Annotated in this window: 17 protein-coding genes; 8 read left to right on the top strand and 9 right to left on the bottom strand. The window is 67.3% G+C overall.

Features of this window, described 5'->3' with window-relative positions; all coding sequences use genetic code 11:
- The first annotated feature begins 194 nt into the window (after positions 1 to 194).
- On the top strand, positions 195 to 3,503 hold the full coding sequence (locus ASD59_RS09035) for an amidohydrolase family protein (protein WP_055831032.1): 3,309 nt from the start codon (positions 195 to 197) through the stop codon (positions 3,501 to 3,503).
- Between the two features lie 39 nt (positions 3,504 to 3,542).
- Here ASD59_RS09035 and ASD59_RS09040 read toward each other — a convergent pair whose 3' ends face one another.
- From ASD59_RS09040 to ASD59_RS13935, 4 genes are all read right to left on the bottom strand, one after another.
- On the bottom strand, positions 3,543 to 5,225 hold the full coding sequence (locus ASD59_RS09040; protein WP_200943624.1) for a response regulator: 1,683 nt from the start codon (positions 5,223 to 5,225) through the stop codon (positions 3,543 to 3,545).
- Positions 5,222 to 6,733 (bottom strand): ATPase domain-containing protein, encoded by a 1,512-nt coding sequence (locus tag ASD59_RS09045; protein WP_055831034.1) that lies wholly within the window; start codon positions 6,731 to 6,733, stop codon positions 5,222 to 5,224. Before ASD59_RS09045 ends, ASD59_RS09040 begins: the two co-directional genes overlap by 4 nt.
- Before the next feature lie 154 nt (positions 6,734 to 6,887).
- Positions 6,888 to 7,502, bottom strand: a complete 615-nt coding sequence (locus tag ASD59_RS14695) for a hypothetical protein (RefSeq protein WP_055831036.1) — start codon at positions 7,500 to 7,502, stop codon at positions 6,888 to 6,890.
- Between the two features lie 97 nt (positions 7,503 to 7,599).
- The gene (locus tag ASD59_RS13935) at positions 7,600 to 9,147 is read right to left on the bottom strand and encodes a DNA cytosine methyltransferase (protein ID WP_056617444.1); all 1,548 of its coding nucleotides are present in this window, start codon (positions 9,145 to 9,147) and stop codon (positions 7,600 to 7,602) included.
- Positions 9,148 to 9,224: 77 nt separating this feature from the next.
- Here ASD59_RS13935 and ASD59_RS09060 point away from each other — a divergent pair, with 77 nt between their 5' ends.
- Positions 9,225 to 9,674 (top strand): very short patch repair endonuclease, encoded by a 450-nt coding sequence (locus tag ASD59_RS09060; RefSeq protein ID WP_055831040.1) that lies wholly within the window; start codon positions 9,225 to 9,227, stop codon positions 9,672 to 9,674.
- Positions 9,675 to 9,676: 2 nt separating this feature from the next.
- Here the strand turns inward: ASD59_RS09060 and ASD59_RS14255 are convergent, their stop codons facing one another.
- Together ASD59_RS14255 and lepA are read right to left on the bottom strand one after the other, a co-directional pair.
- Positions 9,677 to 10,195: a hypothetical protein gene (locus ASD59_RS14255; RefSeq protein ID WP_156376988.1), complete on the bottom strand. Its 519-nt coding sequence runs from the start codon at positions 10,193 to 10,195 to the stop codon at positions 9,677 to 9,679.
- 505 nt (positions 10,196 to 10,700) lie between these two features.
- Entirely contained in the window at positions 10,701 to 12,509 is a 1,809-nt protein-coding gene (lepA, locus tag ASD59_RS09070; protein WP_055831044.1) for a translation elongation factor 4, read from the bottom strand.
- A 208-nt stretch (positions 12,510 to 12,717) separates the two neighbouring features.
- Between lepA and ASD59_RS09075 the strand changes: the two genes are divergently transcribed.
- Both ASD59_RS09075 and ASD59_RS09080 read left to right on the top strand, forming a co-directional pair.
- Positions 12,718 to 13,854, top strand: a complete 1,137-nt coding sequence (locus ASD59_RS09075; RefSeq protein WP_327019544.1) for an efflux RND transporter periplasmic adaptor subunit — start codon at positions 12,718 to 12,720, stop codon at positions 13,852 to 13,854.
- A gap of 10 nt (positions 13,855 to 13,864) precedes the next feature.
- Positions 13,865 to 16,957: an efflux RND transporter permease subunit gene (locus ASD59_RS09080; protein WP_055831048.1), complete on the top strand. Its 3,093-nt coding sequence runs from the start codon at positions 13,865 to 13,867 to the stop codon at positions 16,955 to 16,957.
- 385 nt (positions 16,958 to 17,342) lie between these two features.
- Here ASD59_RS09080 and ASD59_RS09085 read toward each other — a convergent pair whose 3' ends face one another.
- Both ASD59_RS09085 and nhaA read right to left on the bottom strand, forming a co-directional pair.
- Positions 17,343 to 19,949 carry a TonB-dependent receptor gene (locus tag ASD59_RS09085; protein ID WP_055831049.1) on the bottom strand — a complete coding sequence of 869 codons (2,607 nt, stop codon included), beginning with the start codon at positions 19,947 to 19,949 and terminating at the stop codon, positions 17,343 to 17,345.
- Positions 19,950 to 20,179: 230 nt separating this feature from the next.
- Positions 20,180 to 21,394 carry a Na+/H+ antiporter NhaA gene (gene nhaA / locus ASD59_RS09090; RefSeq protein ID WP_055831051.1) on the bottom strand — a complete coding sequence of 405 codons (1,215 nt, stop codon included), beginning with the start codon at positions 21,392 to 21,394 and terminating at the stop codon, positions 20,180 to 20,182.
- Positions 21,395 to 21,578: 184 nt separating this feature from the next.
- Between nhaA and ASD59_RS09095 the strand changes: the two genes are divergently transcribed.
- Together ASD59_RS09095 and ASD59_RS09100 are read left to right on the top strand one after the other, a co-directional pair.
- Positions 21,579 to 22,994: a protein adenylyltransferase SelO gene (locus ASD59_RS09095; protein WP_055831053.1), complete on the top strand. Its 1,416-nt coding sequence runs from the start codon at positions 21,579 to 21,581 to the stop codon at positions 22,992 to 22,994.
- Positions 22,995 to 23,304: 310 nt separating this feature from the next.
- Positions 23,305 to 23,727, top strand: a complete 423-nt coding sequence (locus tag ASD59_RS09100; RefSeq protein WP_055831054.1) for a DoxX family protein — start codon at positions 23,305 to 23,307, stop codon at positions 23,725 to 23,727.
- On the opposite strand, the gene ASD59_RS13940 is transcribed toward ASD59_RS09100, so the two are convergent.
- A complete protein-coding gene (locus tag ASD59_RS13940; RefSeq protein ID WP_082560136.1) occupies positions 23,724 to 23,894 on the bottom strand; it encodes a DUF2256 domain-containing protein in 171 nt (56 codons plus the stop codon). The two genes, ASD59_RS09100 and ASD59_RS13940, sit on opposite strands and share 4 nt — an antisense overlap.
- A 49-nt stretch (positions 23,895 to 23,943) precedes the next feature.
- Between ASD59_RS13940 and ASD59_RS09105 the strand changes: the two genes are divergently transcribed.
- On the top strand, positions 23,944 to 24,429 hold the full coding sequence (locus tag ASD59_RS09105) for a MerR family transcriptional regulator (RefSeq protein ID WP_055831059.1): 486 nt from the start codon (positions 23,944 to 23,946) through the stop codon (positions 24,427 to 24,429).
- A gap of 2 nt (positions 24,430 to 24,431) precedes the next feature.
- Positions 24,432 to 26,216: an acyl-CoA dehydrogenase C-terminal domain-containing protein gene (locus ASD59_RS09110; RefSeq protein WP_055831061.1), complete on the top strand. Its 1,785-nt coding sequence runs from the start codon at positions 24,432 to 24,434 to the stop codon at positions 26,214 to 26,216.
- The last annotated feature ends 1 nt before the right edge of the window (position 26,217 follow it).

A 26,217-nucleotide genomic window follows, 5' to 3' on the forward strand; every position in this document is an offset into this window, starting at 1 on the left:
CGATTTCCGCGGGGACCATGACTCAGCCGGCGGGCGTCCACAACCTGCCGCCGCATGACAAAGAGTTCACGCTGGGGCCCGCGGGACGGTCGCCGGGCGGCTGGACTTCGCCCCCCCGGGGATGCTCTGTTGAGCCGTGGCGAGGACGCGGCCCCCCGAGGCGGTTCGCAACGTCCGGCAGCGGGGATTATGGAATGAAGCGCGTACTCCTGGCCACGGCCGCCTCGCTGGCGTTCGCCAGTCCCTCGTGGGGCCAGACTGCGGCGCCGGCGCCGGTCGCGGTTCCGGCGACGCAGGAGGCCGCGGCGCCCGCCGCCGCCGTCGACGACGAGACGCCCGCGTGGGACGTCCAGAACCCGCCCGGACCCTCGCGCGACATTCCCATCGACGTCACGCGCGGCACCTGGATGTCGCTGGACGTCAGCCCGGACGGCCAGACCCTCGTCTTCGACCTGCTGGGCGACATCTATGTGATGCCCGCCGCCGGCGGCGAGGCGCGCGCCATCGCCAGCGGCGTGGCCTGGGAGATGCAGCCGAAATGGTCGCCCGACGGCCGCCACATCGCCTTCACCTCGGATCGCGGCGGCGGCGACAACATCTGGATCATGGACGCCGACGGCTCCAACCCGACCCAGGTGTCGAAGGAGACCTTCCGCCTGCTGAACCAGCCCGAGTGGACGCCCGACGGCCAGTTCATCGTCGCCCGCAAGCATTTCACCTCGGCGCGCTCGCTGGGGGCCGGCGAGTTGTGGATGTACCACCGCTCGGGCGGCGGCGGCGTGCAGATGACCGAGCGCCGCACGCAGCAGAAGGACACGGGCGAACCCGCCTTCTCGCCCGACGGCCGCTATCTGTATTTCAGCGACGACGCCACGCCGGGGACGACCTTCGAATATTCGAAGGATCCCAACACCCAGATCTACATCATCCGCCGCCTCGACCGCGAGACGGGCGAGATCGACGCCTATGTCACCGGCCCCGGCGGCTCGATCCGCCCGACGCCCTCGCCCGACGGCAAGTCCCTCGCCTTCATCCGGCGCGTTCGCTACCAGTCGACCCTGTATGTCATGGACATCGAGTCCGGCCGCGAGACCCCGGTCTTCTCGGCGCTCGACCGCGACATGCAGGAGACCTGGGCGATCCACGGGGTCTATCCGGCGATCAGCTGGACGCCCGACAACCGCTCCATCGTCTTCTGGTCCGACGGCCGGATCCAGCGTGTCGACGTGGCCTCGCAGGCCGTGACCGACATTCCCTTCCACGTCGCCGACACCCGCCGGGTGCAGGATACGGTGCGCTTCCCCGTCGAGGCCGCGCCCGACCGGTTCGACGTGAAGATGATCCGCTGGGCCCGCCCCTCGCCCGACGGATCGCGGGTGGTGTTCGAGGCCCTGGGCAATCTGTGGATCCGCGACCTGCCGACCGGAACGCCGCGCCGCCTGACCCGCCAGAGCGACCATTTCGAACTCTATCCGTCCTGGTCGCGCGACGGCCGTTCGATCGTCTACACGACCTGGGACGATCAGGACCTCGGCGCCGTCCGCGTGGTTCCGGCGTCCGGCGGAACCGGGCGTGTCGTGACGCCCGACCCGGGCCACTATGTCGAACCGACCTTCTCGCCCGACGGCCGCACGATCGTCTATCGCACCGTCAGCGGCGGCTCGCTGACCTCGGCCCTGTGGGGCCGCGATCCCGGCGTCTACCGCATCCCGACGGCGGGCGGCGAGCCCGTCCATGTCACGGACGACGGCGAGGGCCCGCAGTTCGGCGCCGACGGCGAGCGGCTGTTCCTGACCGGCCGCGACGGCGACAAGCGCACCCTGATCTCGGTCGACCTGGACGGCGACGGGAAACGCACCCACCTGACCTCGGAATGGGCCAGCGAATTCGCCGTCTCGCCCGACGGAAACTGGGTCGGCTGGACCGAACGGTTCCAGGCCTTTGTCGCCCCCTTCGTCGCCGCCGGCCGGCCGCAGACGATCGCCCCCGACGGCAAGTCCCTGCCGCAGGCCCGGGTCACCCGCGACTCCGGCGAATGGCTCAGCTGGTCCGGCGACAGCCGCCGGCTGCAGTGGTCGCAGGGGCCCGAGCTTTTCACCCGCGACCTGAACCAGTCCTTCGCCTTCGTCGACGGCGCGCCCGACGAACTGCCCAAACCCGACGAGCGCGGGATCAACATCGGCTTCACCGCCGGGGCCGACAAGCCCGAGGGCCGCATGGCCCTGACCGGCGCCCGGCTGATCACCATGAACGGCGCCGAGGTCATCGAGAACGGCGTCGTCATTATCGACGGCAACCGCATCGAGGCCATCGGCCCGGCCGCGACCACGCCCGTCCCCGCCGGCGTCCCGGTCATGGACATGGCCGGCAAGACCATCATGCCCGGCCTGATCGACGCCCACTGGCACGGGTCAATGGGGTCGGACGAGATCATCCCGGAGCAGAGCTGGGTCGACTACGCCTCCCTCGCCTTCGGCGTGACCACGATCCACAACCCGTCCAGCGACACCAGCGAGATCTTCGCCCACAGCGAGCTGGCCCGCGCCGGCCGCGTGGTCGCCCCGCGCATCTTCTCGACCGGCTCGATCCTGTACGGCGCGACCAGCGCCGGGACCGTGAAGATCGACAGCCTCGACGACGCCCTGTCGACCCTTCGCCGCATGCAGGCGGCGGGGGCGTGGAGCGTCAAGAGCTACAACCAGCCCCGCCGCGACCAGCGCCAGCAGATCATCGAGGCGGCGCGCCGGCTGAACATGATGGTGGTCCCCGAGGGCGGCTCGCTGTTCCACGCCGACATGTCGATGATCGTCGACGGCCACACCACGGTGGAGCATTCGATCCCCCTGGCCCGCATGTACGACGACGTCCACCAGCTGTGGCGGCAGACGGGCACGGCCTACAATCCGACCCTGGTGGTGGCCTTCGGCGGCAGCTACGGCGAGAACTACTGGTATCAGGAGAGCAACGTCTGGGAGCATCCGATCCTGACGCAGTACGTACCACGCCGCCTGCTCGACGCCCGCGCCCGCCGGCCCGTGACCCTGCCGGACAATGAGTGGAACCACATCTCGGTCGCGCGCGAGGCGACGCGGCTGTCGCAGCAGGGCGTCCCCGTCCTGATCGGCGCCCATGGCCAGCGCGAGGGCCTGGCCGCCCACTGGGAGCTGTGGAGTCTCGCCCAGGGCGGCATGGCTCCGATGGACGTGATCCGCGCCGGCACGATCAGCGGGGCCCGCGCCCTGGGCCTGGACCGCGACCTGGGCTCGCTGGAGCCCGGCAAGCTGGCCGACATGGTGGTGCTGGACCGGAACCCGCTGGAGAACATCCGCGACACCACCTCCATCGCCTACACCATCGCCAACGGCCGGGTGTACGACACCGGCATGAACGAGGTCGCCCCGCGGCAGAGGGCCCGGGCGCCGTTCTGGTTCGCCGGGACCGGCGGCGAAGGCTGGTCGGCGGGGGCGACGGAGGCAGAGGCGGACGGCCACGGGCACGATTGACGGCGGCCGATCCCTGGCGGGTCTGGCCCGTCCGCGTCACTACGCCCGGGCGGTTTCCCGTTGCGCCAACGCGGCCCGGACCGCCGCGTTCAGGTCGTCGATGCGGAACGGCTTCCTGAGCACCCGGCCGGGATCGACCACGGCGTCGACCGCCGCCATGTCCGCATATCCCGTCGCCAGGATGATCGGCAAAGAGGGCAGATGGCGGCGGGCTTCGTTCACCACCTCGACCCCGTTCATGCCCGGCATCGCATAGTCGACGATGACGAGATCGGGCGCCGCCTCGCGCAGCGACTTCAAGCCGTCGGCCCCGTTGGACGAGGCCACGACGGCGTAGCCGGAGTCCTCCAGGCTATCGACGATGAACTGGCGCACGCCTTCGTCGTCGTCGATGACCAGAACCCGCTCGCGCTCGGTGCGCACGGGCAGGTCCCGCCGCGCGGCGGGCCCGGCGACGACCGCGACCGGCGCCGTCAGGGGCAGCCAGATCTCGATTCTCGCGCCCCGGCCTTCCGTGCTGTCGATCCGGACCGTGCCGGCGGACTGTCGGGCGATGCCGAACACCTGGCTCAACCCCAGCCCCGTCCCCTTGCCCACCGGCTTGGTCGTGAAGAACGGATCGAACACCTTGTCGATCAGCGAGGACGGGATTCCCGTGCCCGTGTCCGACACCGTCACCACGCCATAGTCGCCGGCCGAAAGCGTCGCGTCATCGGCCGTTTCCGACCGTGTCGAGATCCGCAGCGTCCCGCCGTCCGCCATCGCGTCCCGGGCGTTGATGGCCAGGTTGAGGATCGCCAGTTCCAGCTGGTTCTCGTCGGCCATGGCCCAGGGCTGATCCCCGTCGAGGGCCATTTCGATGGTGATCTGCGGCCCGATGGTGCGCGCCAGCATATCGCTCATGCCCGACACGAGCGCATTCAGGTCGACCGGCTGCAGATTGAGCCTCTGGGTTCGCGAGAAGGCCAGCAGCTGATGCGTCAGCTTGGCCGCCCGATCGGCCGCCTGCTGGGCGTAGCCCGTCAATTTCGCCGTTCGCTCGTCCATGGTGCGGCGCTGGATCAGTTCGAGATTGCCGAATATGACCGTCAGAAGGTTGTTGAAGTCGTGGGCGATGCCGCCCGTCAGCTGCCCCACCGCCTCCATCTTCTGGGCCTGCACCAGCGCCGCCTGGGCGCGTTCGCGCTCGGCGACCTCGGCGGTCAGCCGGTTGTTGGCGGTCGACAGCTCCGAGGTGCGCCGGGCGATCCGGGTTTCCAGACTGGCGTTGAGCTGCGTCAGCCGATCCTCGGCCGAGGTCAGGTCGTCCAGCAGCTGCCGCGCCTGATACTGGCGCCGGCGGCCCCTCAGCGCCGACTTGACCGCGCTGGCCAGGGTCTCGCCGTGGATCGGCCGCTCGAGCACGACGACGTTGCCCATCTGCTCGAGCACGATCTGGGCGTCGCGCGGCCGGCGTCCCGCGCGCTTGGTCGCCAGCAGGATGAACGGAAAGTCGGACCACGCGGGCTGGGCGTCCAGCCAGTCCGTCAGCCGCCCCCGGTCGGCGTGCAGGGACTCCTCCGTGACCAGGGCGACGCCTGCCCCGGTCGCGATCTCTCCCGCGAGATCGTCGACGCTGGCGCAGACCCGGCAGTCGTGTCCTTCCGGGGTCAGAACCCGGGCCATCACCTCGGCGTCCCGGCCGCGCAGGGCCAGCAGCAGAACGCGGTCCTGAAGGTTCACTCGTCACCCGCCGCCGGCTCGGCCGACATCAGGGCGGTTCCGCCGCGATAGTTCGGAAGCCCGGTCAGAACCCCCTCGAAGTCCTTCAGCGGCTCGCCGATCTCCAGCCCGGTGTGGGTCAGGCGGAACTGCCGGATGCTGGCCTGGTGCCGGGTGGTCCGGCTCTTGGCGACCGAGATGGCCTTGAGCACATTGCCGCGCGCCTCGAAATACCGGAACAGCACGATGGTGTCGGACAGATAGCTGAGGTCGATCTCCGAGCGGATGTCGCCGACGATGCCGTGCTGACCCAGCACCAGCATGGTCACCACCCCCTGCTGGTTCAGGTAGGACAGCATCTCGTGCATCTGCAGCAGCAGGAATTTCTCGCCGGGCATCGCCTGCAGGAAGGCGTTCAGGCTGTCGATGGCGATGAACCGGACGCCGTCCTGCTCGACCGCGCGGCGGATCCAGCTGGCGAACTCGCCGGGGGACAGCTCGGCCGGATCGATCTGGAAGATCTGCAGCGCGCCGCTGTCGATGTGGGGCTGCAGGTCCATGCCCATGGCGCGCGATCGCGCCATCATGGTCGCGACGCCTTCGTCGAACAGATAGTAGGCCGCCTTCTCGCCCCGCTCGATGGCGGTCAGGCCGGCCCGGACGGCGGTCGTGGTCTTGCCCACGCCCGACGGGCCGTTCAGCAGCGTGTTGGTGCCGGGCGAGATCCCGCCGCCCAGCATCTCGTCGAACTGCGGCACGCCCGTCGACAGCAGGGTGTCGGTGAATTCCCGGTGATGTTCGGCCGCGATCAGCCGCGGGAAGACGGCGACGCCGCCCGTCTCGATGGCGAAGTCGTGGAAGCCGCCGCGGTACTTCACCCCCCGCATCTTCACCACCCGCAGACGGCGCCGTTCCGAGCCGTATTCCTGGGCCGCCTGCTCCAGGGTGATGACGCCGTGGGCGATGCTGTGCAGCTGCAGGTCGCCGGGATCCGAGCTGCGGTCGTCCAGCATCAGCACCGTGCAGTTGCGGGTCGAGAAATACTGCTTCAGGGCCAGGATCTGCCGGCGGTAGCGCAGCGAGCTCTGGGCCAGAAGCCGCATCTCCGACAGGCTGTCGAAGACCACGCGCGCCGGCCGGATCCGGTCCACGCATTCGCGCACGCCGGACAGGGTCTCGCCCAGCTCGACCTCCGACGGCTCCAGGATCGACTGTTCGCTGTCCGGGTCCAGCCCCTCCTCATTGACCAGTTCGAACAGCTCGACCTGGTCCAGCGACCAGTTGTGGCTCTGCGCCACCTCGCGCAGTTCCGCGGCCGTTTCCGACAGGGTGATGTACAGCCCCCGCTCGCCGACCCGCGCGCCCTCCAGCAGGAACTGCAGCGCGATCGTGGTCTTGCCCGAGCCGGGCGTGCCCTCCAGCAGATACGACCGGTTGGCCGTCAGCCCGCCGCCGAGCACGCTGTCGAGCTCCGCGATCCCGGTGGAGACCCGGCGGGTCGGTTCGGCGGACGTGGAAGGCGGTGACATCTGCGGCTGGCTCTCCGGCGCCTTTCGGCGGATTGACCTCACCTAACGGCCAAGGTCCGCGATTGGCTCCATCATCATCATGTGCGGCGCCTGTCGAGCGTCCATATGGACAGACAGGTCCGGTAGCGGACAAACATCCGGCCGCGCCGCCGCCTCAGTCCGCCTCGGGCCAGACCGGCTCGCCGTCCTCTGTATCCGTCCCCAGCAACTTGCGCCGCACCGCCTCGTAGGCCGCCTCGTCCGGCTCCTGCGCCCAGGCGTCGCCCCGGCCCCGCGCGGCCCGGTCGGCCAGCCGGGCATAGCCCTCCGCCAGCCCGACCAGCGCCCGCGCCTCGGCCCACAGCCGTCCCGTCATGGCCCGGCCCGAGGCCCGCGTCGCCACCCGCGCCAGCGCCGCCGGATCGCCCGCCTCGGTCTCATCCAGTTCCGCGATCCCTGTGAACAGCCGCGCCGCCACCGCCTCGGGACTGTTGCGCCGCGCCTCTTCCAGCTCGGCCTCGCGCGCCAGCGCCTGCCCGATCGCCTGGGCGTCGCCCCAGTCGCGCTTGGTCGCCCCGTGCTGGGTGATCCGCTTGCGCACGGCGTGCTGCGACACCCGCCATTTCAGCGCCAGAAACGGCGCCGTGGCCCCCTCGCGATATTCCTTGAGGATGATCTCCCACGTCTCGGTCGAGAGCCGGTAGTGGGCGGGCGCATCCGGATCGCGCGGCTTGCGCGGCCCTTTCGGGGTGCGATGGGGATAGGTGTTGGCGAGCGGCGTATCGGTCATCGCACAAGGATAAGCCCGCCCGGACGGGCGCCAGGAACAAGGGCGAAATCGGCCCGCAAACGCAGGCGGGGCGGGGAATCGGGGTGCGAGGTAGAAACTAGACGCCGTCGGTTAGGCTCGTCCAGAGAACCTCTGCGATCTGCTTCGCCAGGAACGGGGGCACAGCATTTCCGACTTGAACGTATTGCTCAGTACGATTGCCCAGGAAGAGGTAATTATCAGGGAATGTCTGAAGCCTTGCTGCTTCTCTGACAGTCAGCGAACGACACTGGCTCGGATCGGGATGGATGAAATAGTGTCCATCCTTCGAGATATGGCTGGTGACCGTCGTCGAAGGCTGATCCCACCGCTGCGTCCTGAAACGATCAGCAAACTTGCCGGACGCCCAGTTGGCGTGAGCAGGCGCAAGTGCGCCGGGGAAATCCTCCGCCTTCGGGGCGCGACCGCGGACACCGGTGAAGACGGCGCTGAAGAAATATCGACCGAGGTCTTCGGTCATGTGGCCTCGGCTCGAATGATTGAGAGTCACTTCCAGGCGGCTGTCTGTCAGCCAGTTGGCGAGCGCTTTGGGACACTCCGAAGACAATGGCGCAACGGCGAGCGACGATCGGGGAGGAGTGGAATTCGAGGCCTTGAAAGGGGCTTGCGCTTCCCGTGCCGCCGACAACACATCCAGCATCTCCGGCATCCGAGCCAAGGCGGAGATGACCTTGTCCATCTGTTCGATGACTACGCCCCGCCAGGTCGTGTCACCGTCATCACCTCTGCTCAGGCCGCTTCGAAGAACCGGGAGCCCGGCAATCGCATTTCGAACGGATGTGGGCGCTCCGGCGGACGCGCCATGTCTATCGGCGGCCGATGGCATCTTCGCCGCAACATCCCGCCGAAGGCCAACAACGATGACTCGGTGGCGAGCCTGAGGGACGCCGAATTCCTCACTTCGGACAATAAAGTCCTGAGGACGGGCGGACGGCTTCAGCACGGCCCGTCCCTCATCATCCCGACCGATAGCGAATAGCTCGTATGAACCGTCGGTGCCGTCTGCCGCTCGAAGGTCGTCAAGCACTCTGTCGAATATGCGCCGTCCATCGACCGACGACGACAGAATGCCTTTCACGTTTTCCATCACGAACGCTGCAGGCTTCAGGCCCTGCAGAATTCGGATGTACTCACGGTAGAGAAAATGACGATTGTCATCCCCCGGAACGTAGCCTTCGATGCCCTGATTTCGGGAGCGCCCGACGAGAGAGTATGCCTGACAGGGAGGACCGCCGATCACGATTGTAGGAGTTCCCTGTCGCACCAGGGAAGCGATCCTTCTGTCCAGGACTTCCGCAGCTTCCTCACTGCCGAGCTCAAGCTGCAGCGCTTCATCAAGCGCTGCCTTCCATTCTCGCTCGTGTGTCTGAGCCCAGTTGGGCAGTTGCCGACCGCTATTCAGCGCCTCGTAATATTCGCCAGGAAATTTCTTGAACTGGCGAAGGAAGGCACGGAGCTGGAGCGTCTTGTGCGCGGACGCCTCCTTCTCAACGGACAGGGTGACCTCGAAGGGGCGATGTCCTCCGTGATCGGAAAACGACGAGAAGCCTTCGGCAAGGCCGCCCGGTCCGGCGAACAGATCGACGACCTGATACGTTGATGGCATGCCCTTGAAGTTCTCGCGCCCTGAATCCAATCGCTATGTACCAGGGTCGCTCGAAACCTCCATGTGAAAAGGTCGAGATGGCTGATGTTGTCGACAGGGTGACCCGATCCCGCATGATGTCGGGCATCAAGGGCCGCAATACCCTACCAGAACTGGTGGTTCGACGAGCCTTGCATGCAGCTGGTTTTCGCTATCGGCTGCATGCTGCTGACCTCCCAGGGCGACCGGACATCGTCCTTCCCAAGCACCGAGCCGTCATCCTGATTCATGGATGCTTCTGGCACCGCCATCCTGGATGCCGCTTCACCACGACCCCAGCAACTCGACCCGAATTTTGGGCCGAAAAATTTGCCCGCAACGTCGAACGAGATGCGCGAAACCAACAAGCGCTACAGGCGATGGGCTGGCGGATCGCTACCGTATGGGAATGCGGTGTCCGCCAGCTGGATCAGCATGGAATAGAGAGCCTGATCGCCTGGATATGCTCCGACGACTCAGAGTACGAGGAGCGAGCCTCACCCATGTAGCGTTAGTCCAAGGCGTTTGCCTTGAGCTTGTCCGCGCCGACTACGTAGCCCAGCTTCAGCCCCACCGCCTCGAATGCCATTTCGGCATTCTGGTTCTTCTGCAACGCCTCATAGACCGCGCGAGTCCGGTCCGAGTGCGTCCAATCGGCCGTCCAAATCGGATGATCTATAATCCGTTGAATCGCCGCCTCAACGTTGGTCCATTTTCCTCCTGAAAAATCTCCTCGGAGAAATACTTTATCGCTCTTCTCGGCCAATATATGAGCGGAAGCCTCACGTAAAAGGTCAGCAACATACTGAAGAGATGACTGGAACATCATCCTCTTCATCCGCTCTTCAGATTGAGCTGACAAAGACTGAGAGGAATCAAAAGCAGATTGTGAAAACTGATTAAGTATCCGAACAACGTTTTGTAGCTCAGCTTGTCGTTGAGCCGCCATTTCCTCTCCCCGCTCGGGCATCGCCTTTACGGATATGAGCCTTTCGATGACCTTCCGCTTTACTGAGTTCTCGGTGATCATCGGTCGAGAATTCTTCTCCGTGCTAACCTTTTGCACATAGTTCGACAGGTCGAGGGTGGGGTCGGATAAAACCCTCTGGACGAGCGCGGCTTCAAAGGCGTCCTTCGCCCGCCTTTTCTCGACTGGGTCGGAGAAGGATGACAAAAACCCCTGTTCCGAGGCTTCCCCAGGAGAAACTGACTCCTCATAGGTCCGAAGCTTGCCTTCCCATTCATCAGAAAGCTTAGCGGCCAGTTCGAAGGGGGAGACGCGGCATTCTCCCCACCCATGCTGGTGGGGATATCGTGATCAGCTTCCAAGACCTCCGAAGCGCGGTTCATCTCGTCGCTGCAAAGGAAACACTTCCCCCCGCTCTTGATCCAGAGGCGATCTTCGATGTCATCTCGCTCTTCTGGCGGAAGACTATCTCGGAGAGCCTTGGAGATGACGATACCGTTCATGGGCACCCAGCTATTTTTGAGGGATCAGGCGTTGGAATGCTAACGTATTGCGTCTGTAGGTTTTCTCAATCCTCATCCATCTTCAGCGCGGCGATGAACGCCTCCTGCGGGATCTCCACCTTGCCGAATTGGCGCATCCGCTTCTTGCCGGCCTTCTGCTTCTCCAGCAGCTTCTTCTTCCGGGTGGCGTCGCCGCCGTAGCATTTGGACGTCACGTCCTTGCGCAGGGCGCGGACCGTCTCGCGGGCGATGATCTTGCCGCCGATGGCCGCCTGGATCGGGATGACGAACAGGTGCGGGGGGATCAGCTCCTTCATCTTCTCGACCATGCTGCGCCCGCGCATCTCGGCCCGGCCGCGGTGGACCAGCATGCTGAGGGCGTCGACCGGCTCGGCGTTGACGAGGATGTTCATCTTGACCAGGTCGCCGACCTTGTAGTCCGACAGCTCGTAGTCGAACGAGGCGTAGCCCTTGGAGATCGACTTCAGCCGGTCGTAGAAGTCGAACACGACCTCGTTCAGCGGCAGCTCATAGACCACCAGGGCTCTGGAGCCGACGTAGGACAGCTCGACCTGGGAGCCGCGGCGGTCCTGGCACAGCTTGATGACGCCGCCGAGGTATTCGTCGGGGGTCAGGATGGTCGCCTTGATCCACGGCTCGCTGATTTCCATGATCTGCATCACGTCGGGCAGGTCGGCCGGGTTGTGCAGCTCGATCTCCGAGCCATCGCGCAGGGCGATCTTGTAGACCACGCTCGGGGCGGTCGCGATCAGGTCGAGGTTGAACTCGCGGCTGAGCCGCTCCTGGATGATCTCCAGATGCAGCAGGCCGAGGAAGCCGCAGCGGAAGCCGAAGCCGAGGGCGGCGCTGGATTCCATCTCATAGGTGAAGCTGGCGTCGTTCAGGCGCAGGCGGCCGATGGCGGCGCGCAGGTCCTCGAAGTCGGCGGCGTCGACCGGGAACAGGCCGCAGAAGACCACCGACTGGACCTCCTTGAAGCCCTTCAGCGGTTCGGCGGTGGGCTTCTTCTCGTCGGTGATGGTGTCGCCGACGGCGGCGTGGGCGACCTCCTTGATCTGGGCGGTGATGAAGCCGACCTCGCCGGGGCCGAGCTGGTCGACCGGGGTGTTCTTGGGCAGGAAGACGCCGACGCGGTCGATCAGATGGGTCGAGCCGTTCTGCATCATCTTGACGCGCTGGCCGGTCTTCAGCGTGCCGTCGAAGACGCGGACCAGGACGACGACGCCGAGATAGGGGTCGTACCAGGCGTCGACCAGCAGGGCCTTGAGCGGGGCGTTGGGGTCGCCCCTGGGCGCCGGCAGGCGGGTGACGATGGCCTCCAGCACGTCCTCGATGCCGATGCCGGACTTGGCCGAGCAGAGCACGGCGTCGGAGGCGTCGATGCCGATGACGTCCTCGATCTGCTGCCGGACGCGCTCGGGCTCGGCCGCGGGCAGGTCGATCTTGTTGAGGACGGGGACGATCTCGTGGTTGTTGTCGATGGCCTGGTAGACGTTGGCCAGGGTCTGCGCCTCGACCCCCTGCGACGCGTCGACGACCAGCAGCGATCCCTCGCACGCCGCCAGCGACCGGCTGACCTCATAGGCGAAGTCGACGTGCCCCGGCGTGTCCATCAGGTTCAGGACGTAGTCCAGCTCGTCCTTCGCCGTATAGTTCAGACGCACCGTCTGCGCCTTGATCGTGATCCCCCTCTCCTTCTCGATATCCATCGAATCCAAAACCTGAGCCGACATTTCACGCGCAGTGAGCCCGCCGGTGAACTGAATCAGGCGGTCGGACAGGGTGGATTTGCCGTGGTCGATGTGGGCGACAACGGAGAAATTCCGGATACGGTCGATGGGAGGGGTCGTCATGGCCGCGCCGGTAGCACGGCGGGGCGGAATCGCCAACGCGGACGGACCCCGGCCGCTCACGCGGTGGCGGATTACTTCGCGGTAACAGGGCGGATTCGCGTTTGAGAAGCGGCCGCCGAACCGCTATTCAACGGCTGATGACAGCGCCCGGGACGGGCGGCCGTCAACCGGCGCGCGGCCTCCCCGCCGTGGCCCAGGGGGATCAGACGTGAGCAAGACCATGCGGAACATGCGGACCGGCGCGGCGGTCGTCGTCATCGGCCTGGCCCTGGCGGCCTGCGGCGGCGAGGGCGATGCGAAGAAGGCCGATACCAAGGCCGGCGCCGGCGCGTCCAGCCAGACGGTCTCGGTCGTGACCGCCTCGCTGCAGAACCTGCCGCGCACCGTCACCGCCTCGGGCACCGTCTCGGCCTGGGAAGAGGTGCCTGTCGGCGCCGAGACCGGCGGTCTGACCGCCACCGGCGTCTATGTCGATGAGGGGACCTGGGTGCGCCAGGGCCAGCCTCTGGTGCAGATGAACGACGCCCTGCTGCGCGCCCAGCTGCGCCAGCAGCAGGCCGCCGTTCAGACGGCCGAGGCCAACGCCGCCCGCGACCAGGCGGCGCTGGGCCGCGCCCAGGAGCTGAAGGAGCGCGGCTTCCTCAGCCAGGCCTCGCTGGACACGGCCCTTGCCAACCATCGCGCCTCCAGCGCCAATGTGGCGGCGGCGCAGGCGTCCCTGTCCGAGACGCGCACGCGACTGTCGCAGGCGATCATCAAGGCGCCCGTCTCGGGCCTGGTCATCAGCCGCAGCGTCACGCGCGGCCAGATCATCGCCGCCGGAACCGAACTGTTCCGCATCGTCCGCGACGGCCGGCTGGAGCTGGACGCCCAGGTGCCGGAAACCGACATGGCCCTGGTCCGCGCCGGCCAGGGGGCCGTCATCTCGTCCGACCAGGTCGGCGAAACCACCGGCCGCGTCCGCATCGTGACGCCCGAGGTCGACGCCGAGACCCGTCTGGGAACCGCCCGCATCGCCATCACCGGCGGCGCCTTCCGGCCCGGCATGTTCGCCCGCGCCCGCATCCAGGTCGGCGACCAGCCGGCGGTGACCGTGCCGACGGCCGCGGTGCTGTACCGCGAGAACCGGGCGGGCGTCTTCGTCATGGGGACCGACAGCCGCGCCCGCTTCCAGCCGGTGACCGTGCTGTCGCGGACGGTCGATTCGACGGCGGTCAGCGGCCTGGCCGCCGGATCGCGCGTCGTGGTCGCAGGGGCCGGCTTCCTCGGCGACGGCGACCGGGTGACGGTGGCCGCCGCGGCCCGCCCCGCCCCCGTCCGCGCCGCCGCGCCGGCCAAGAAATAGGGCCCGGACGATGAAAAACATCTCGTCCTGGTCGATCCGGAATCCGATCCCGATCATCCTGCTGTTCACCCTGCTGACCATCGGCGGGGTGCTCAGCTTCCTGAGCATGCGGATCAACAATAATCCGGACATCGATTTCCCGCTGGTGGCGGTCACCGCCGTGCGGCCGGGCGCGGCGCCCAGCGAGATGGAAGTCCAGGTCACGCGCCTGATCGAGGACTCGCTCGCCGGCCTGTCCGGCGTGCGCCACATCAACTCCCAGATCACCGACGGCGTCTCCTCGACGACCATCGAGTTCGAGCTGGGCACGGACACCGAACGCGCCACCAACGACGTCCGCAACGCCATGGGCGGGCTGCGCGCCGACCTGCCGCAGGACATGCAGGAACCCAGCGTCCAGCGCATCGACATCACCGGCGACGCCCTGATCACCTGGGTGATCAGCTCGGAGACCATGACGCCGGAAGAGATCAGCTGGTTCGTCGACAATGACGTCAGCCGGACCCTGCTGGCCATCAAGGGCGTGGGCGAGGTCAATCGCGGCGGCGGCGTGGACCGCGAGATCGCGGTCGAGCTGGACCCGGACCGGCTGGCCTCCTACGGCCTGACCGCCGCCGCCGTCAGCCAGGCGCTGACCAGCGTCAACTCCGATCAGCCCGGCGGCCGGGTGACGATCTCGGGCTCCGAGCGGTCGATCCGCACCCTGGGCGCCGCGACCTCGATCGAGGCCCTGCGCGAAACCCTGGTGCCCCTGTCGGGCGGCCGGTCCGTGCGGCTGGGCGACCTGGGCCGGGTCGAGGACCACTGGTCGGAGCCCCGCCGTCTGGCGCGCTACAACGGTCAGGAAGCGATCACCTTCAACTTCCTGCGCTCGCGCTCGGCGTCCGAGGTCCGGATCGCGGAACGGGTCCGCGAAGCCGTCGCGGAGATCGACGAGGCGCATCCCGAACTGGTCATCCGCCAGGTCACCGCCAGCGTCGAAGAGATCGAGGAAAGCTATATCGCCTCGCTTGAAGCCCTGCTGCTGGGGGCCGTGCTGGCCGTGATCGTGGTGTTCATCTTCCTGCGCGACTGGCGCGCCACCTTCATCACCGCCACCGCCATTCCGATGTCGCTGATCCCGACGTTCCTGGTGCTGGAGCCGCTGGGCCAGTCGCTGAACGGCATCAGCCTGCTGGCCCTGTCCCTGACCATCGGCATCCTGGTGGATGACGCCATCGTCGAGATCGAGAACATCGTCCGCCACATGCGCGACGGCAAGTCGCCCTATCACGCCTCGATGGAGGCCGCCGACGAAATCGGCCTGGCGGTCGTCGCCACCACCGCGACCATCATCGCCGTGTTCGCGCCTGTCGGCGCCATGCCGGGCATCATCGGGCAGTTCTTCAAGGCCTTCGCGCTCGCCGCCTGTGTCTCCGTGGCCTTCTCGCTCGTGGTGGCGCGCACCCTGACGCCGCTCATGGCCGCCTATCTGCTCAAGCACCAGAAGCACGAGGACGCCGACCCGTTCTGGATGAGCGGCTATCTGAAGGCGCTGGGCTGGGGTCTGAGGAACCGCTGGAAGGTGTTCCTGATGGGCACCGGTCTGATGCTGGGCTGTATCGGCATCGTCATGTCCGGCGCGATCCCGTTCGAATTCCTCGCCAGCGGAGATCGCGGCCGGGCCGGATTCTCGGTCGAACTGCCGCCGGGCGCGACCCTGGCCCAGACCGACGCCGTGGTGCAGCGGATCACGCGGGACCTTCGGGCGCGCCCCGAGGTCACCTCGGTCTATGCCTCGATCGGAGGCCAGGAGGTAAACCAGGCCAACGTCTACGCCGACCTGACGGACAAGGGTGAGCGCGACCTGAGTCAGCAGCAGTTCGCCCGCGTGATGGTCGACAGCTGGAAACCGATCCCCGGCGCCCGCATCGGGGCCGGCGTCGCCCAGCAAGGCGGCGGCCCCTCGGACGGCACCAGTTACCAGTTCGCCATCCTCAGCGACAACGGGGCCGCCCTGACCGCGGCCGCCCGCGCCGTCGAGGCCGAGATGCGGACCGTTCCGGGCCTGGCCAATGTGGTCAACACCGCCGCGATCGCCCGTCCGGAGATCCTGGTCACGCCCCGTCCGGATCAGGCCGCCCTGATGGGCGTCTCGACCAGCGCCATATCCCAGGCTGTCCGCGTCGCGACCATCGGCGATGTCGACCAGAACCTGCCCAAATACAATCTGGGCGATCGACAGGTGCCGATCCGTCTGCGCCTGACCCGGGACGCCCGCGAGGACCTGTCAGTGCTGGAGACCCTGCGGGTTCCGACTGCCACGGGAGCCTCCGTGCCGCTCAGCGCCGTGGCCGACATCCAGTTCGGAGCGGGCCCCTCGCAGGTGCTGCGCCAGGACCGGTCGCGCGTCGCGACCATCTCGGCCGAGCTGGACGGGATTCGCAGCGGGGAGGCCGCCGCCGCCGTGAGCCGGCTGCCGACGGTCCAGAACCTGCCGGCCGGCGTGCGTCAGGTGCCCGCCGGCGACGAGGAATTCATCCAGGAGATGATCATCGGCTTCGCCATCGCCTTCGGCACCGGCATCCTGTTGATGTACGCCGTGCTGGTGCTGCTGTTCAAAAGTTTCGCCTATCCGATCACCATCATGGCCTCGCTGCCGCTGGCCATCGGCGGAGCCTTCGTGGCCCTGATGATCGGCGGCTCCAGCTTCTCGATCTCGTCCCTGATCGGGGTGCTGATGCTGATGGGCATCGCGGCCAAGAACTCGATCCTGCTGGTCGACTACATCGTCATGGCCGAGAAGGACGGGATGCCGCGCTTCGACGCCATCATGGACGCCGCCCACAAGCGGGCCCGGCCGATCCTGATGACCACCTTCGCCATGGGCGCGGGCATGCTGCCTGTCGCCCTCGGCTGGGGCGCCGATGTGGAGTTCCGCTCGCCGATGGCCATCGCCGTGGTCGGCGGCCTGATCTCCTCGACCTTCCTGTCGCTGCTCTTCATCCCGCCGATCTTCACCATCATCGACGACATCGCGGGCTTCTTCGCCCGGCGGATGAGCAAGATGTTCGCTGGCCAGAGGCACGCGCCCCCGCGGCCGGAAACGACGCCGGCGGAGTAGTCGGACACCTGCTTCGCAAGCGCCGCCGTCTCCCCTTTCGGCAGACGGCGGCGGCCGCAGGCTGACGGATGAGGGGTCACCGGGGACGGCGCGGGTCATCCCCCCGGAAGGCGAATCTCCGCGCCCCTTCCACCGCCAGGATAAGACCGGCCGGACATTCCCCGCCCGGCCTGGTCGGCCCGGCCAGGGGTCGGCGGCCATTGCCGTCATGGCCTTTATGGCAGACGGGCCATTGCGGTTCATGCGGCCCTTTCGACTGCGGTCTTTGCAGGACCCGAAAGCGACCGGGGATTCCTCCCCCGCCCCCGCCCCGCACATCACCCAAAACAAAACCGGCCGGGGTTTCCCCCGGCCGGCTTCGTCGATCCGCCGTGCGGCGGGGCGGCTAGTATTTGAAGCGCAGGGTCGCGCCGTAGGTGCGCGGCTGGCCCAGGAAGGCGTCGTAGGTCTGGGTGTCCAGCGCCGGGTTGTAGTAGGTGCCGTTCGGCTGGACCGTCGTCTGGAACGCCGAGCCTTGCAGCGGAGCGTTATAGGCGACCTGGATATACTCCTCGTCGGTCAGGTTCTGGACCCAGAACTCGGCCGTCCAGCGCTCGTCCTCGGTGCCGACCATGATGCGGCCGTTCACCGTGGTGAAGGCTTCCTGCAGCTTGTAGGGCAGCAGGTCCGAGCCCGTGTTGTAGTCGCCCATGTATTTGGCGGCGAGGCTGAAGCCGGCGCGCAGGCCGTTCCCCATGTTGCGTTCGAAGTTGACCGAGCCGGTGGCCGACCACTCCGGCGCGAACGAGGCGCGGGCGCCCGGCAGCAGGGACAGCTGCGGGAAGTTGCCGGGGGTCGTCAGATCGGCGGCGGTGAAGTTTCCGTAGTTGGCGTCGGTCCAGGTGACGCCGCCCTGGAAGCTCAGGCCCTCGATCGGGGTGAACCAGACCATGTCGGCGTCGACGCCGCGCGAGGTCAGCTCGGGGATCGATTCCACCACGAAGGCGGTGCCGAGGAAGGTGTTGAGCTGGAAGTCCTCGAACGTCTGGTCGAAGTAGGTCGCGTTCAGCAGCAGGGTGCGGCTCAGCAGCGTCATCTTCACGCCGGCTTCGTAGCTGTCGACCACTTCCGACGGGAACAGCAGCGAGGCGGTCGGGGTGATGCCGCTCTGCACGCGATCCAGGTTGTAGCCGAAGCTCTTGTAGCCGCGAGCGTAGGACACATAGGCCAGGATCGACGGGTTCAGGCGGTAGGACGCCTTGACCGTTCCGCTCAGTTCCCCGTCGTCGAAGCTTTCGGAGATGTTGCGGTTGGTGAAGGCCGAGTTGGCCCAGGGCAGGCAGATGGTGCCGAGGATGGTCGGAGCCGAGGCGCCGAGCACCGCGCCAATGGCTCCGGCGTTGGCCAGGGCGGCGTTACACGTATTGCCGTTGCCGTTGATGTTGCGCTGCTGCGCCACCAGGCTCTTGTCGTCGAGGGTGTAGCGAAGGCCGAGGGTGATGTCGAAGGCGTCGGTGACGTGCCAGCTGTTGTTGGTGAAGAGGGCGATCGACTCCGACTGCTGGTCGTACTTGTCCTCGACGCCTTGCCCGACGACGAAGCCGATGCCGCCGCCGAGGGCCGCGCCGCCGCTGACGAGACAGCCGCCGAGGCCCGGCGCCGTCTGGGCCGCGCGGGTGAAGCAGCCGATGTCATTGGGGCTGACCGGAATGGCCGGGTTCGCCCGGTTGATGCCGGCGCTGAGAATGAACGACAGATAGGGCGTGTAGTCGGCGCCGAAATAGTAGCTGTCCGTACGGCCGATATCTTCCTTGGTGGCGAACAGGCCGACCAGCCAGTCGAGGCGGTCGTTCGACCCGGCCAGGCGGAATTCCTGGGTCAGGTTGTCGACTTCATAGCCGTAGTCGCCGTCCTGGACGCGGTACAGCAGGTCAGCGCCGGTGTAGTCGATGTCCTGGCCGAGGCTGGAGGTCCAGCGACGGGCCGAGGTGACCGAGGTCAGGGTCGCGCCGCCGAGGAACGTCGGCATGTCGATGTTGGCCTCGATCGAGATGCCCTTGTCCTCGACCTCCTGGCCGTCCGCACGGTTGGCGAATCCGGTGCGCGAGAACGGCAGGACGCCGAAGCCGGCGGCCGGCGGACGCTGGCCCGTGCCGTTCGAGAGACCGTCAACGAACGGATAGGTGGGTCCGGTGCGGATCTGGGTGCCGATGCAGCAGAACTCGTCGCGCGACGAATAGTCGGCGATCATGCGGATGGAGACGTCATCGTTCGGCAGCCACAGCAGCTGGCCGCGGACGGTGCCGAAATCCTGGTTGCCGTCGGTGGTCTCTGCTCGCGGGCCGTCGCCGGTGTCGATATTCATGAAGCCGTCGCGGACACGGCGACCGGCGTAGAGGCGGAAGGCCAGGGTGTCGCTGATCGGGCCGGTGACGGAGCCGGAAGCGCCCATCTGGCCGTAGTTGCCGGCGGTCAGCTCGGCGTTGAAGCCCGGGGTGAACGAGGGGGCTTCAGTGATGATGTTGATGACGCCGGCCGAGGTGTTCTTGCCGAACAGCGTGCCCTGCGGGCCCTTCAGGACCTCGATGCGGGCCAGTTCGCCCAGATCGCCGAAGCCGACCGAGTTGCGCGAGCGATAGACGCCGTCGATGACCACGCCGACCGAGCTTTCCAGGCCGGGGTTGTCGCCGACCGTGCCGACGCCGCGGATGCGGGCGGTGGTCGAGGCTTCCGACGAGGTCGAGGTGACCGTCATGCCGGGGGTCAGGATCTGCAGATCCTTGATGTCGCGCACGCCGGCGTCCTGCAGCACTTCCTGCGACAGGCTGGTGACCACGATCGGAACGTCCTGCAGGTTCTGCTCGCGCTTCTGGGCGGTGACGATGATGTCGTCGATGGTCTGCGGCGCGTCCTGCGGCGCATCCTGAGCGGAAGCGACGCCGGCGAGGCCGAAGGCGCAGGCGCCCACGACGGCGGCCGACACAGTAGTGCGAAGAAGGTTGGTAAGGCGCATGGTCGCTCCCCGACATGGGCCGGGACCCCGTCAAGGACGGCGACCGCGGCGTTTCCTGATCCCTGGCCCGCGCTCTTCTTGATGAAGCGCGGAAAGTCCAGCGTCCGGGGTAGTCCAAGCCGGACTCAGCGACAAGGAGCGGGACCATTCACGGCCCTGTTTCCGCCATGGCGCAACCGTGACTGTGACGCAAAAGCGACAGAAACCGATGACGCTAGGTCAATATTCCCCTAGGTCGGGATAGTATCCGGGGTCTGTTCGGCCAAATTCTTGCGCCGTCGCGCCGCCGCGGCCAGCACCGCGCCGCCGGCGAGCGCGGATAGCAGAGACCCGAGCAGCACGCCCAACTTGACCTCGACCTGTTCCGGCGAGTCGATCGCCCCCGGGAAAGCAAGGGTGCCGATGAACAGGCTCATGGTGAAGCCGACGCCACACAGCAGACTGACTCCGTAGACTTCCAGCCATGTCGCGCCCGTCGGCCTGGCGCCGATCCTGAGGGCGGAGGCGAGCCATGCGGCGCCCAGCACTCCGACCTGCTTGCCGATGAAAAGGCCCAGCGCGACGCCGAGCACCAGCGGAGCCAGCATCTGGTCCAGCGACAGGCCCGCGAAGCTGACGCCGGCCTTGGCGAAGGCGAACATGGGCAGGACCAGGAAGGCGACATAGGGGTGCAGATCGTGCATGGCCTCGCGCAGGGGGCTTTGACCGTCGTCGCGGCGATCGACGACCGGCACGATGGCGGCGAAGGCGACGGCGGTCAGGGACGTCGACAGCCCCGCCAGCACCGTCAGATACCAGACCGCGCTGAAGCCCAGGACCCAGAAGGGGGCCGGTATCCTGCGGCTCCGGGCGATGAAGAAGCCGACGACCAGAAGCGCCACGATTCCGGCGAGCGGCTGAAGGCTGACCCCGCTGGAAAAGAGCGCCGCGATCAGGGCGATGGCGCCGAGGTCGTCGACGATGGCGAGAGTCAGCAGGAAGACGCGCAGCGACGACGGCAGCCTGCGCGCCACCATGGCGAAGACGGCCAGGGCGAAGGCGATGTCGGTCGCAAGCGGGATAGGCCAGCCGCCGTGCGGCCCGCCCATCACGCTCGAAAGGGCCAGATAGACCAGGGCCGGGGCGATCATGCCGCCCGCCGCGGCCAGAACCGGCGTGGCCAGTTTGCGCGGATCGCTGAGCTCGCCGCGCAGGATTTCGTATTTGATCTCCAGCCCGACCACGAGGAAGAAGACCGCCATCAGCCCTTCCTTGATCCATTCAGAGATGGACATCTCGAGGGCCAGGGGCCCGACCTGGAGGACATGTTCGCTCTTCAGCCAGCCGAAATAGCCCGCCGACAAGGGCGAGTTGGCGACGATCAGGGCGGCCAGGGCGGCGAGGCCCAGGACCGCGCCCGAGCCGGCCTCGGTCTTGAGGAATTCGAGAGTCAGTTTGCGCGCCACGGCGGCCTCCGGATCGGAAAGGTCTGTCGTGGCGTCAGGTTATCGACGGACGCCGGACCGGGTTCATCCCCCTGTGGGGCGCCGGCCTGGCCGCGCGCGCGGCCTGATCTCTGCGGACACAATAGATGCTGGCGCGGGGCGTTCAACCGTTGCGTCCCTGCCATCGAGACGTCATTTGCCGGGCATGCCAACGTCCCCCGCCTACCGTCCCGATTCCCGCTTCTTCGATCTGGGCGATGAATACGGCGACGCCGTTCGTCCGGCGGACTTCCCGGAGGCCATCCTGCGCGTCCGCAACGACAGGGCCGCCTCGAGCGTGGGGCTGGACGGGCTGAGCGACGCCGAATGGATCGCCCATTTCGGCCGGTTCGAGCCGCTGCCGGGCCAGCCGGGGCCGCTCGCCATGCGCTATCACGGGCACCAGTTCCGCACCTACAACCCCGACCTCGGCGACGGCCGCGGCTTCCTGGCGGCCCAGATCCGGGACGATCGGGGGCGACTGCTTGACCTTGGTTCCAAGGGATCGGGCCAGACGCCCTGGTCACGCGGCGCCGACGGGCGGCTGACCCTGAAGGGCGGGGTGCGCGAGGTTCTGGCCGCCGAGATGCTGGAGGCGTTGGGCGTGCCGACCAGCCGCGCCTTCAGCCTGATCGAGACCGGTGAGCCCTTGCAGCGTGGCGACGAGCCGTCGCCGACGCGGTCGGCGGTGCTGGTGCGGCTGTCGCACAGCCACATCCGTTTCGGCACCTTCCAGCGAGCGGCGTATCTGGGCCGCAAGGACATGATCGAGGCGCTGATCGACCATGTCCGCGCCGCCTATCATCCCGATGTCGCGGCGGGCGACGTCCCCGGCTTTCTGCGCGCCGTGGTCGAGAGTTCGGCCCGGCTGACCGCACGATGGATCGCCGCCGGCTTTGTCCATGGGGTGCTTAACACCGACAATCTGAACGTCACGGGAGAAAGCTTCGACTACGGTCCGTGGCGGTTCCTGCCGCGTTACGAACCCGGTTTCACCGCCGCCTATTTCGACCACACCGGCCTCTACGCCTTCGCCCGCCAGCCCGAGGCCGTGTTCTGGGCCCTGACGCAACTGGGCGGGGCCCTGAAGCTGGCGGCCGACGCCGGGCCGCTGACCGAGGCGCTGAACGGGTTCGGCCCGGCCTATATCCGCGAACTGCGCGCCGCCTTCCTGGCCCGGCTGGGCGTGCTGAGCCTCGGCGAGGCCGCCGACCAGCGCCTGGTTGACGCGACCCTGGCCGTGCTGCGCGAGGGCGGCGAGGCCCTTCGCTGGGAGCCGCTGTTCTTCGACTGGTTCGGCGGCTTCGCCTCCTCCGCCCGGGCGCTGGGCGGTCCGCGCGGCAAACTCTATCAGGGTGAGGCGTTCGACGTCTTCCGCTTCGCCCTGTTCGAGCACGGGCCAGACCGACCGGAGCGGCTGGAGCATCCGGTCTTCGCCCGGTCCGAGCCTGAGGAGATGCTGATCGACGAGGTCGAGGCGATCTGGACGGCGATCGACGACGACGACGACTGGGGCGCGCTGGAGACAAAGATCAGACGCGTCCGCGAGGCCGGCCAGGCGTGGGGCCTGTCAGACTACTGACAGCAGGCTGTCAGCAGGGATGCGCCAGAAGGCGCAGGCCGGTCGCCGCCGGCGTGGTTGTGACCGAAGGACCCCCGTCATGCCGACCCCGTCCGTGCGTCCCGGATGTTCCGGGCCTGGCCTTAACCCCGCTGCAAGGCCCGTCGCATTACAGAGAATTATGGATACGGCCACGCTTCGGCCCCGTAGCTCACGCAGAAGGCGGTCACGGATGGTTACGGTCACGCTTCGCACTCTTGCGGAATGGATTGGGCGATCCGACATCGCCACTGTTGCCAATCACAAGAGCGCCCTCCCCGGCGTCAGAAAAATGACTTCCCAGACCCTCTCGCCCGCCCGCTCGCGCCTGAACGCCAGCTATCGCAACCTGACCCTCTGGACGCTGCAGGGCTGGCTCGCGATGTTCTTCATCGGCGCGGGCTACGCCAAGCTCAGCGAGCCGATGGCCAATCTGGTCGACCTGATGCGCTGGCCGGCGCATGTCGCGCCGAACATGGTGCGCGGTCTGGGTCTGGCGGAAATCCTGCTGGCGCTGCTGGTGCTGGCCCCTCTGGTGTCGTGGAAGCACGGCCGCCCGCTGCTGGTCATGGCCGCCTCGGGCCTGCTGGCCCTGGAAGTGGTCATGCTGGGCCTGCACGCGACCGGCATGGACGCCGGTCCGACGGTGACCAATCTGGTCCTGATCGCCATGACCGCGCCGGTGCTGTGGATGCGGGCTCGCGAAGTCCGCTAGTCTTTCGGCCCCGCGGCCCGGCAACGGTCCGAGCACACCCTGACGCTTTCCCAGTCGCGCGCCCATTTCCGGCGCCACGAGAACGGCCTGCCGCAGACGACGCACGTCTTCTGCGGCAGATCGCGTTTGTCCGGGGCCGAGCCCAGATTGACGTGTTTGCGAGCCATGCCCAGCTAAAGGCTTCCCTTTACGTGCACGTCAAGTTATGACGCATGCATGGCGACCGCCGACGACCATCGCACCTATTCGATCCGCCAGCTGTGCCGCGAGTTCGGGGCGACGGCGCGGGCGCTGCGCTTCTATGAGGACAAGGGGCTGCTGACGCCCGCCAGAAAGGGTCAGACGCGGGTCTATGACGCCCGCGACCGCGCGCGGCTGAAGCTGATCCTGCGCGGGCGTCGCATCGGCTTCAGCCTGCTGGAGATCCAGGAGATGCTGGACCTCTATGACCACGACAATCACAACGCCCATCAGATGGCCGTCGCCCTGCGCCGCCACCGGGCCCAGATCGCCGCGCTGAAACAGCAGCGCGAAGACCTCGACGCCGCCATCGAGACGGCCGAGGAAGCCTGCGCCGTCATGGAGAAGAAGCTGGGCGAATACCGCCCCGACCTCCTGCCCGGCGCCGAGGAATACGCCGACCTGCTGAAGGCCCGGCTGAACCCCGATCCGCACCACCAGCCCTTCAAAGCGAGAGCCTGAACATGGCCTACAAGGCGCCTGTCCGCGACCTGACGTTCATTCTGGACGAGGTGCTGGAGATCGACCGCTATTCGAACCAGCCCGGTTTCGCCGACGTCTCGTCCGATCTGGTCGCCCAGATCCTCGAGGAAGGCGCGAAATTCGCCGAGGAGGTCATCGCCCCGCTGAACCGCGTCGGCGATCAGGAAGGCTGCAAATGGGTCGACGGCAAGGTCACCGGCCCGACCGGCTGGAAGGAAGCCTACAAGGCCATGGTCGAGGCCGGATGGCCCGCCCTGTCGGCCCTGCCCGAGCACGGCGGCCAGGGCATGCCCTCGGTCGTGGCCATGGCCTTCGGCCAGATGACCGCCGCCGCCAGCGCCGCCTTCTCCATGTATCCGGGCCTGACGGCCGGCGCCTACTGGGGCCTGAACGCCAACGGCTCGGACGAGCAGAAGGCCATGTATCTGCCCAAGATGGCCTCGGGTGAGTGGGGCGGGACCATGAACCTGACCGAGCCCCAGTGCGGCACGGACCTGGGCCTGATCCGCACCAAGGCCGTGCCCAACGGCGACGGCAGCTACAACATCACCGGCCAGAAGATCTGGATCAGCTCGGGCGAGCACGACTTCACCGACAACATCATCCATCTGGTGCTGGCCCGGATCGAGGGCGCGCCGGCGGGGATCAAGGGCATCAGCCTGTTCGTTGTGCCCAAGGTGTTCGTCAACGCCGACGGATCGCTGGGCGAGCGTAACGCGGGCGCGGCCTGCGCCGGCCTCGAGCACAAGATGGGCATCCACGGCAACGCCACCTGCGTCATGGCTTACGAGAACGCCAAAGGCTGGCTGGTCGGGACCGAGAACAAGGGCATGGCGGCCATGTTCGTGATGATGAACGAGGCCCGCCTCGGCACCGGCTTGCAGGGTCTGTCGATCGGCGCCGCCGCCTATCAGGCCGCCGTTGAATTCGCCCACGATCGCCTGCAGGGCCGCAGCCTGACCGGACCGAAAAACCCGGACGGCCCGGCGGACTCCATCATGGTCCACCCGGACGTGCGCCGCATGCTGCTGGAGGCGAAGGCCTTCGTCGAGGGCGGCCAGGCCTTCACCCTGTGGACCGCCCTGCAGGCCGACCTGCAGCATTCGAACGACGAGGCCGAGGCCCAGAAGGCCCGCGACTACATGGGGCTGATCACCCCGGTGCTGAAGGCCTATCTGACCGACAAGGGCTTCCATGTCGCCTCGCTGGCCATGCAGGTGCACGGCGGCAGCGGCTACACCGAGCATTTCCCGGCGTCGCAGTATCTGCGCGATGCGCGGATCACCATGATCTACGAGGGCGCCAACGGCATCCAGGCGCTGGATCTGGTGGGACGCAAACTGCCCGCCAACGGCGGCCGGGCCATCATGACCTGGTTCGCCGACATCGACGCCTTCGTGGCCGAGAACGGCGGCGAGTCGGCGATCAAGCCCTTCGTCGACGGCCTGACCGACGCCAAGAAGAAGCTGCAGGAGGCCACCATGTGGCTGATGCAGAACGGCATGCAGAACCCGGACAACGCCGGGGCGGCGAGCACCGACTATCTGCACATCTTCGGCCTCACGGCCCTGGCCTATATGTGGGCGCAGATGGCCAAGGCGGCGCAGGCGAAGGTCGACGAAGGCTCGACCGATCCCTTCTACGCCAACAAGCTGATGACCGGCCGCTACTTCGTCGAACGCATCCTGCCCGATACGGGGGCGCATCTGGCCAAGCTGAAGACCGGCGCCGAGGTGCTGATGCAGATGCCGGCGGAGGCGTTCTGAG

The organism is Brevundimonas sp. Root608, from assembly GCF_001427825.1.
Taxonomy (GTDB): domain Bacteria; phylum Pseudomonadota; class Alphaproteobacteria; order Caulobacterales; family Caulobacteraceae; genus Brevundimonas.

Coding starts and splice junctions, on each gene's coding strand:
- ASD59_RS09060 (WP_055831040.1), top strand. CDS start 9,225: ATGGCTGATGTTGTCGACAGGGTGACCCGATCCCGCATGATGTCGGGC.
- ASD59_RS09045 (WP_055831034.1), bottom strand. CDS start 6,733: ATGTCACCGCCTTCCACGTCCGCCGAACCGACCCGCCGGGTCTCCACC.
- ASD59_RS13935 (WP_056617444.1), bottom strand. CDS start 9,147: ATGCCATCAACGTATCAGGTCGTCGATCTGTTCGCCGGACCGGGCGGC.
- ASD59_RS09110 (WP_055831061.1), top strand. CDS start 24,432: ATGGCCTACAAGGCGCCTGTCCGCGACCTGACGTTCATTCTGGACGAG.
- ASD59_RS14255 (WP_156376988.1), bottom strand. CDS start 10,195: ATGATCACCGAGAACTCAGTAAAGCGGAAGGTCATCGAAAGGCTCATA.
- ASD59_RS09080 (WP_055831048.1), top strand. CDS start 13,865: ATGAAAAACATCTCGTCCTGGTCGATCCGGAATCCGATCCCGATCATC.
- ASD59_RS14695 (WP_055831036.1), bottom strand. CDS start 7,502: ATGACCGATACGCCGCTCGCCAACACCTATCCCCATCGCACCCCGAAA.
- ASD59_RS13940 (WP_082560136.1), bottom strand. CDS start 23,894: ATGGCTCGCAAACACGTCAATCTGGGCTCGGCCCCGGACAAACGCGAT.
- ASD59_RS09085 (WP_055831049.1), bottom strand. CDS start 19,949: ATGCGCCTTACCAACCTTCTTCGCACTACTGTGTCGGCCGCCGTCGTG.
- ASD59_RS09105 (WP_055831059.1), top strand. CDS start 23,944: ATGGCGACCGCCGACGACCATCGCACCTATTCGATCCGCCAGCTGTGC.
- lepA (WP_055831044.1), bottom strand. CDS start 12,509: ATGACGACCCCTCCCATCGACCGTATCCGGAATTTCTCCGTTGTCGCC.
- ASD59_RS09095 (WP_055831053.1), top strand. CDS start 21,579: ATGCCAACGTCCCCCGCCTACCGTCCCGATTCCCGCTTCTTCGATCTG.
- ASD59_RS09100 (WP_055831054.1), top strand. CDS start 23,305: ATGACTTCCCAGACCCTCTCGCCCGCCCGCTCGCGCCTGAACGCCAGC.
- ASD59_RS09035 (WP_055831032.1), top strand. CDS start 195: ATGAAGCGCGTACTCCTGGCCACGGCCGCCTCGCTGGCGTTCGCCAGT.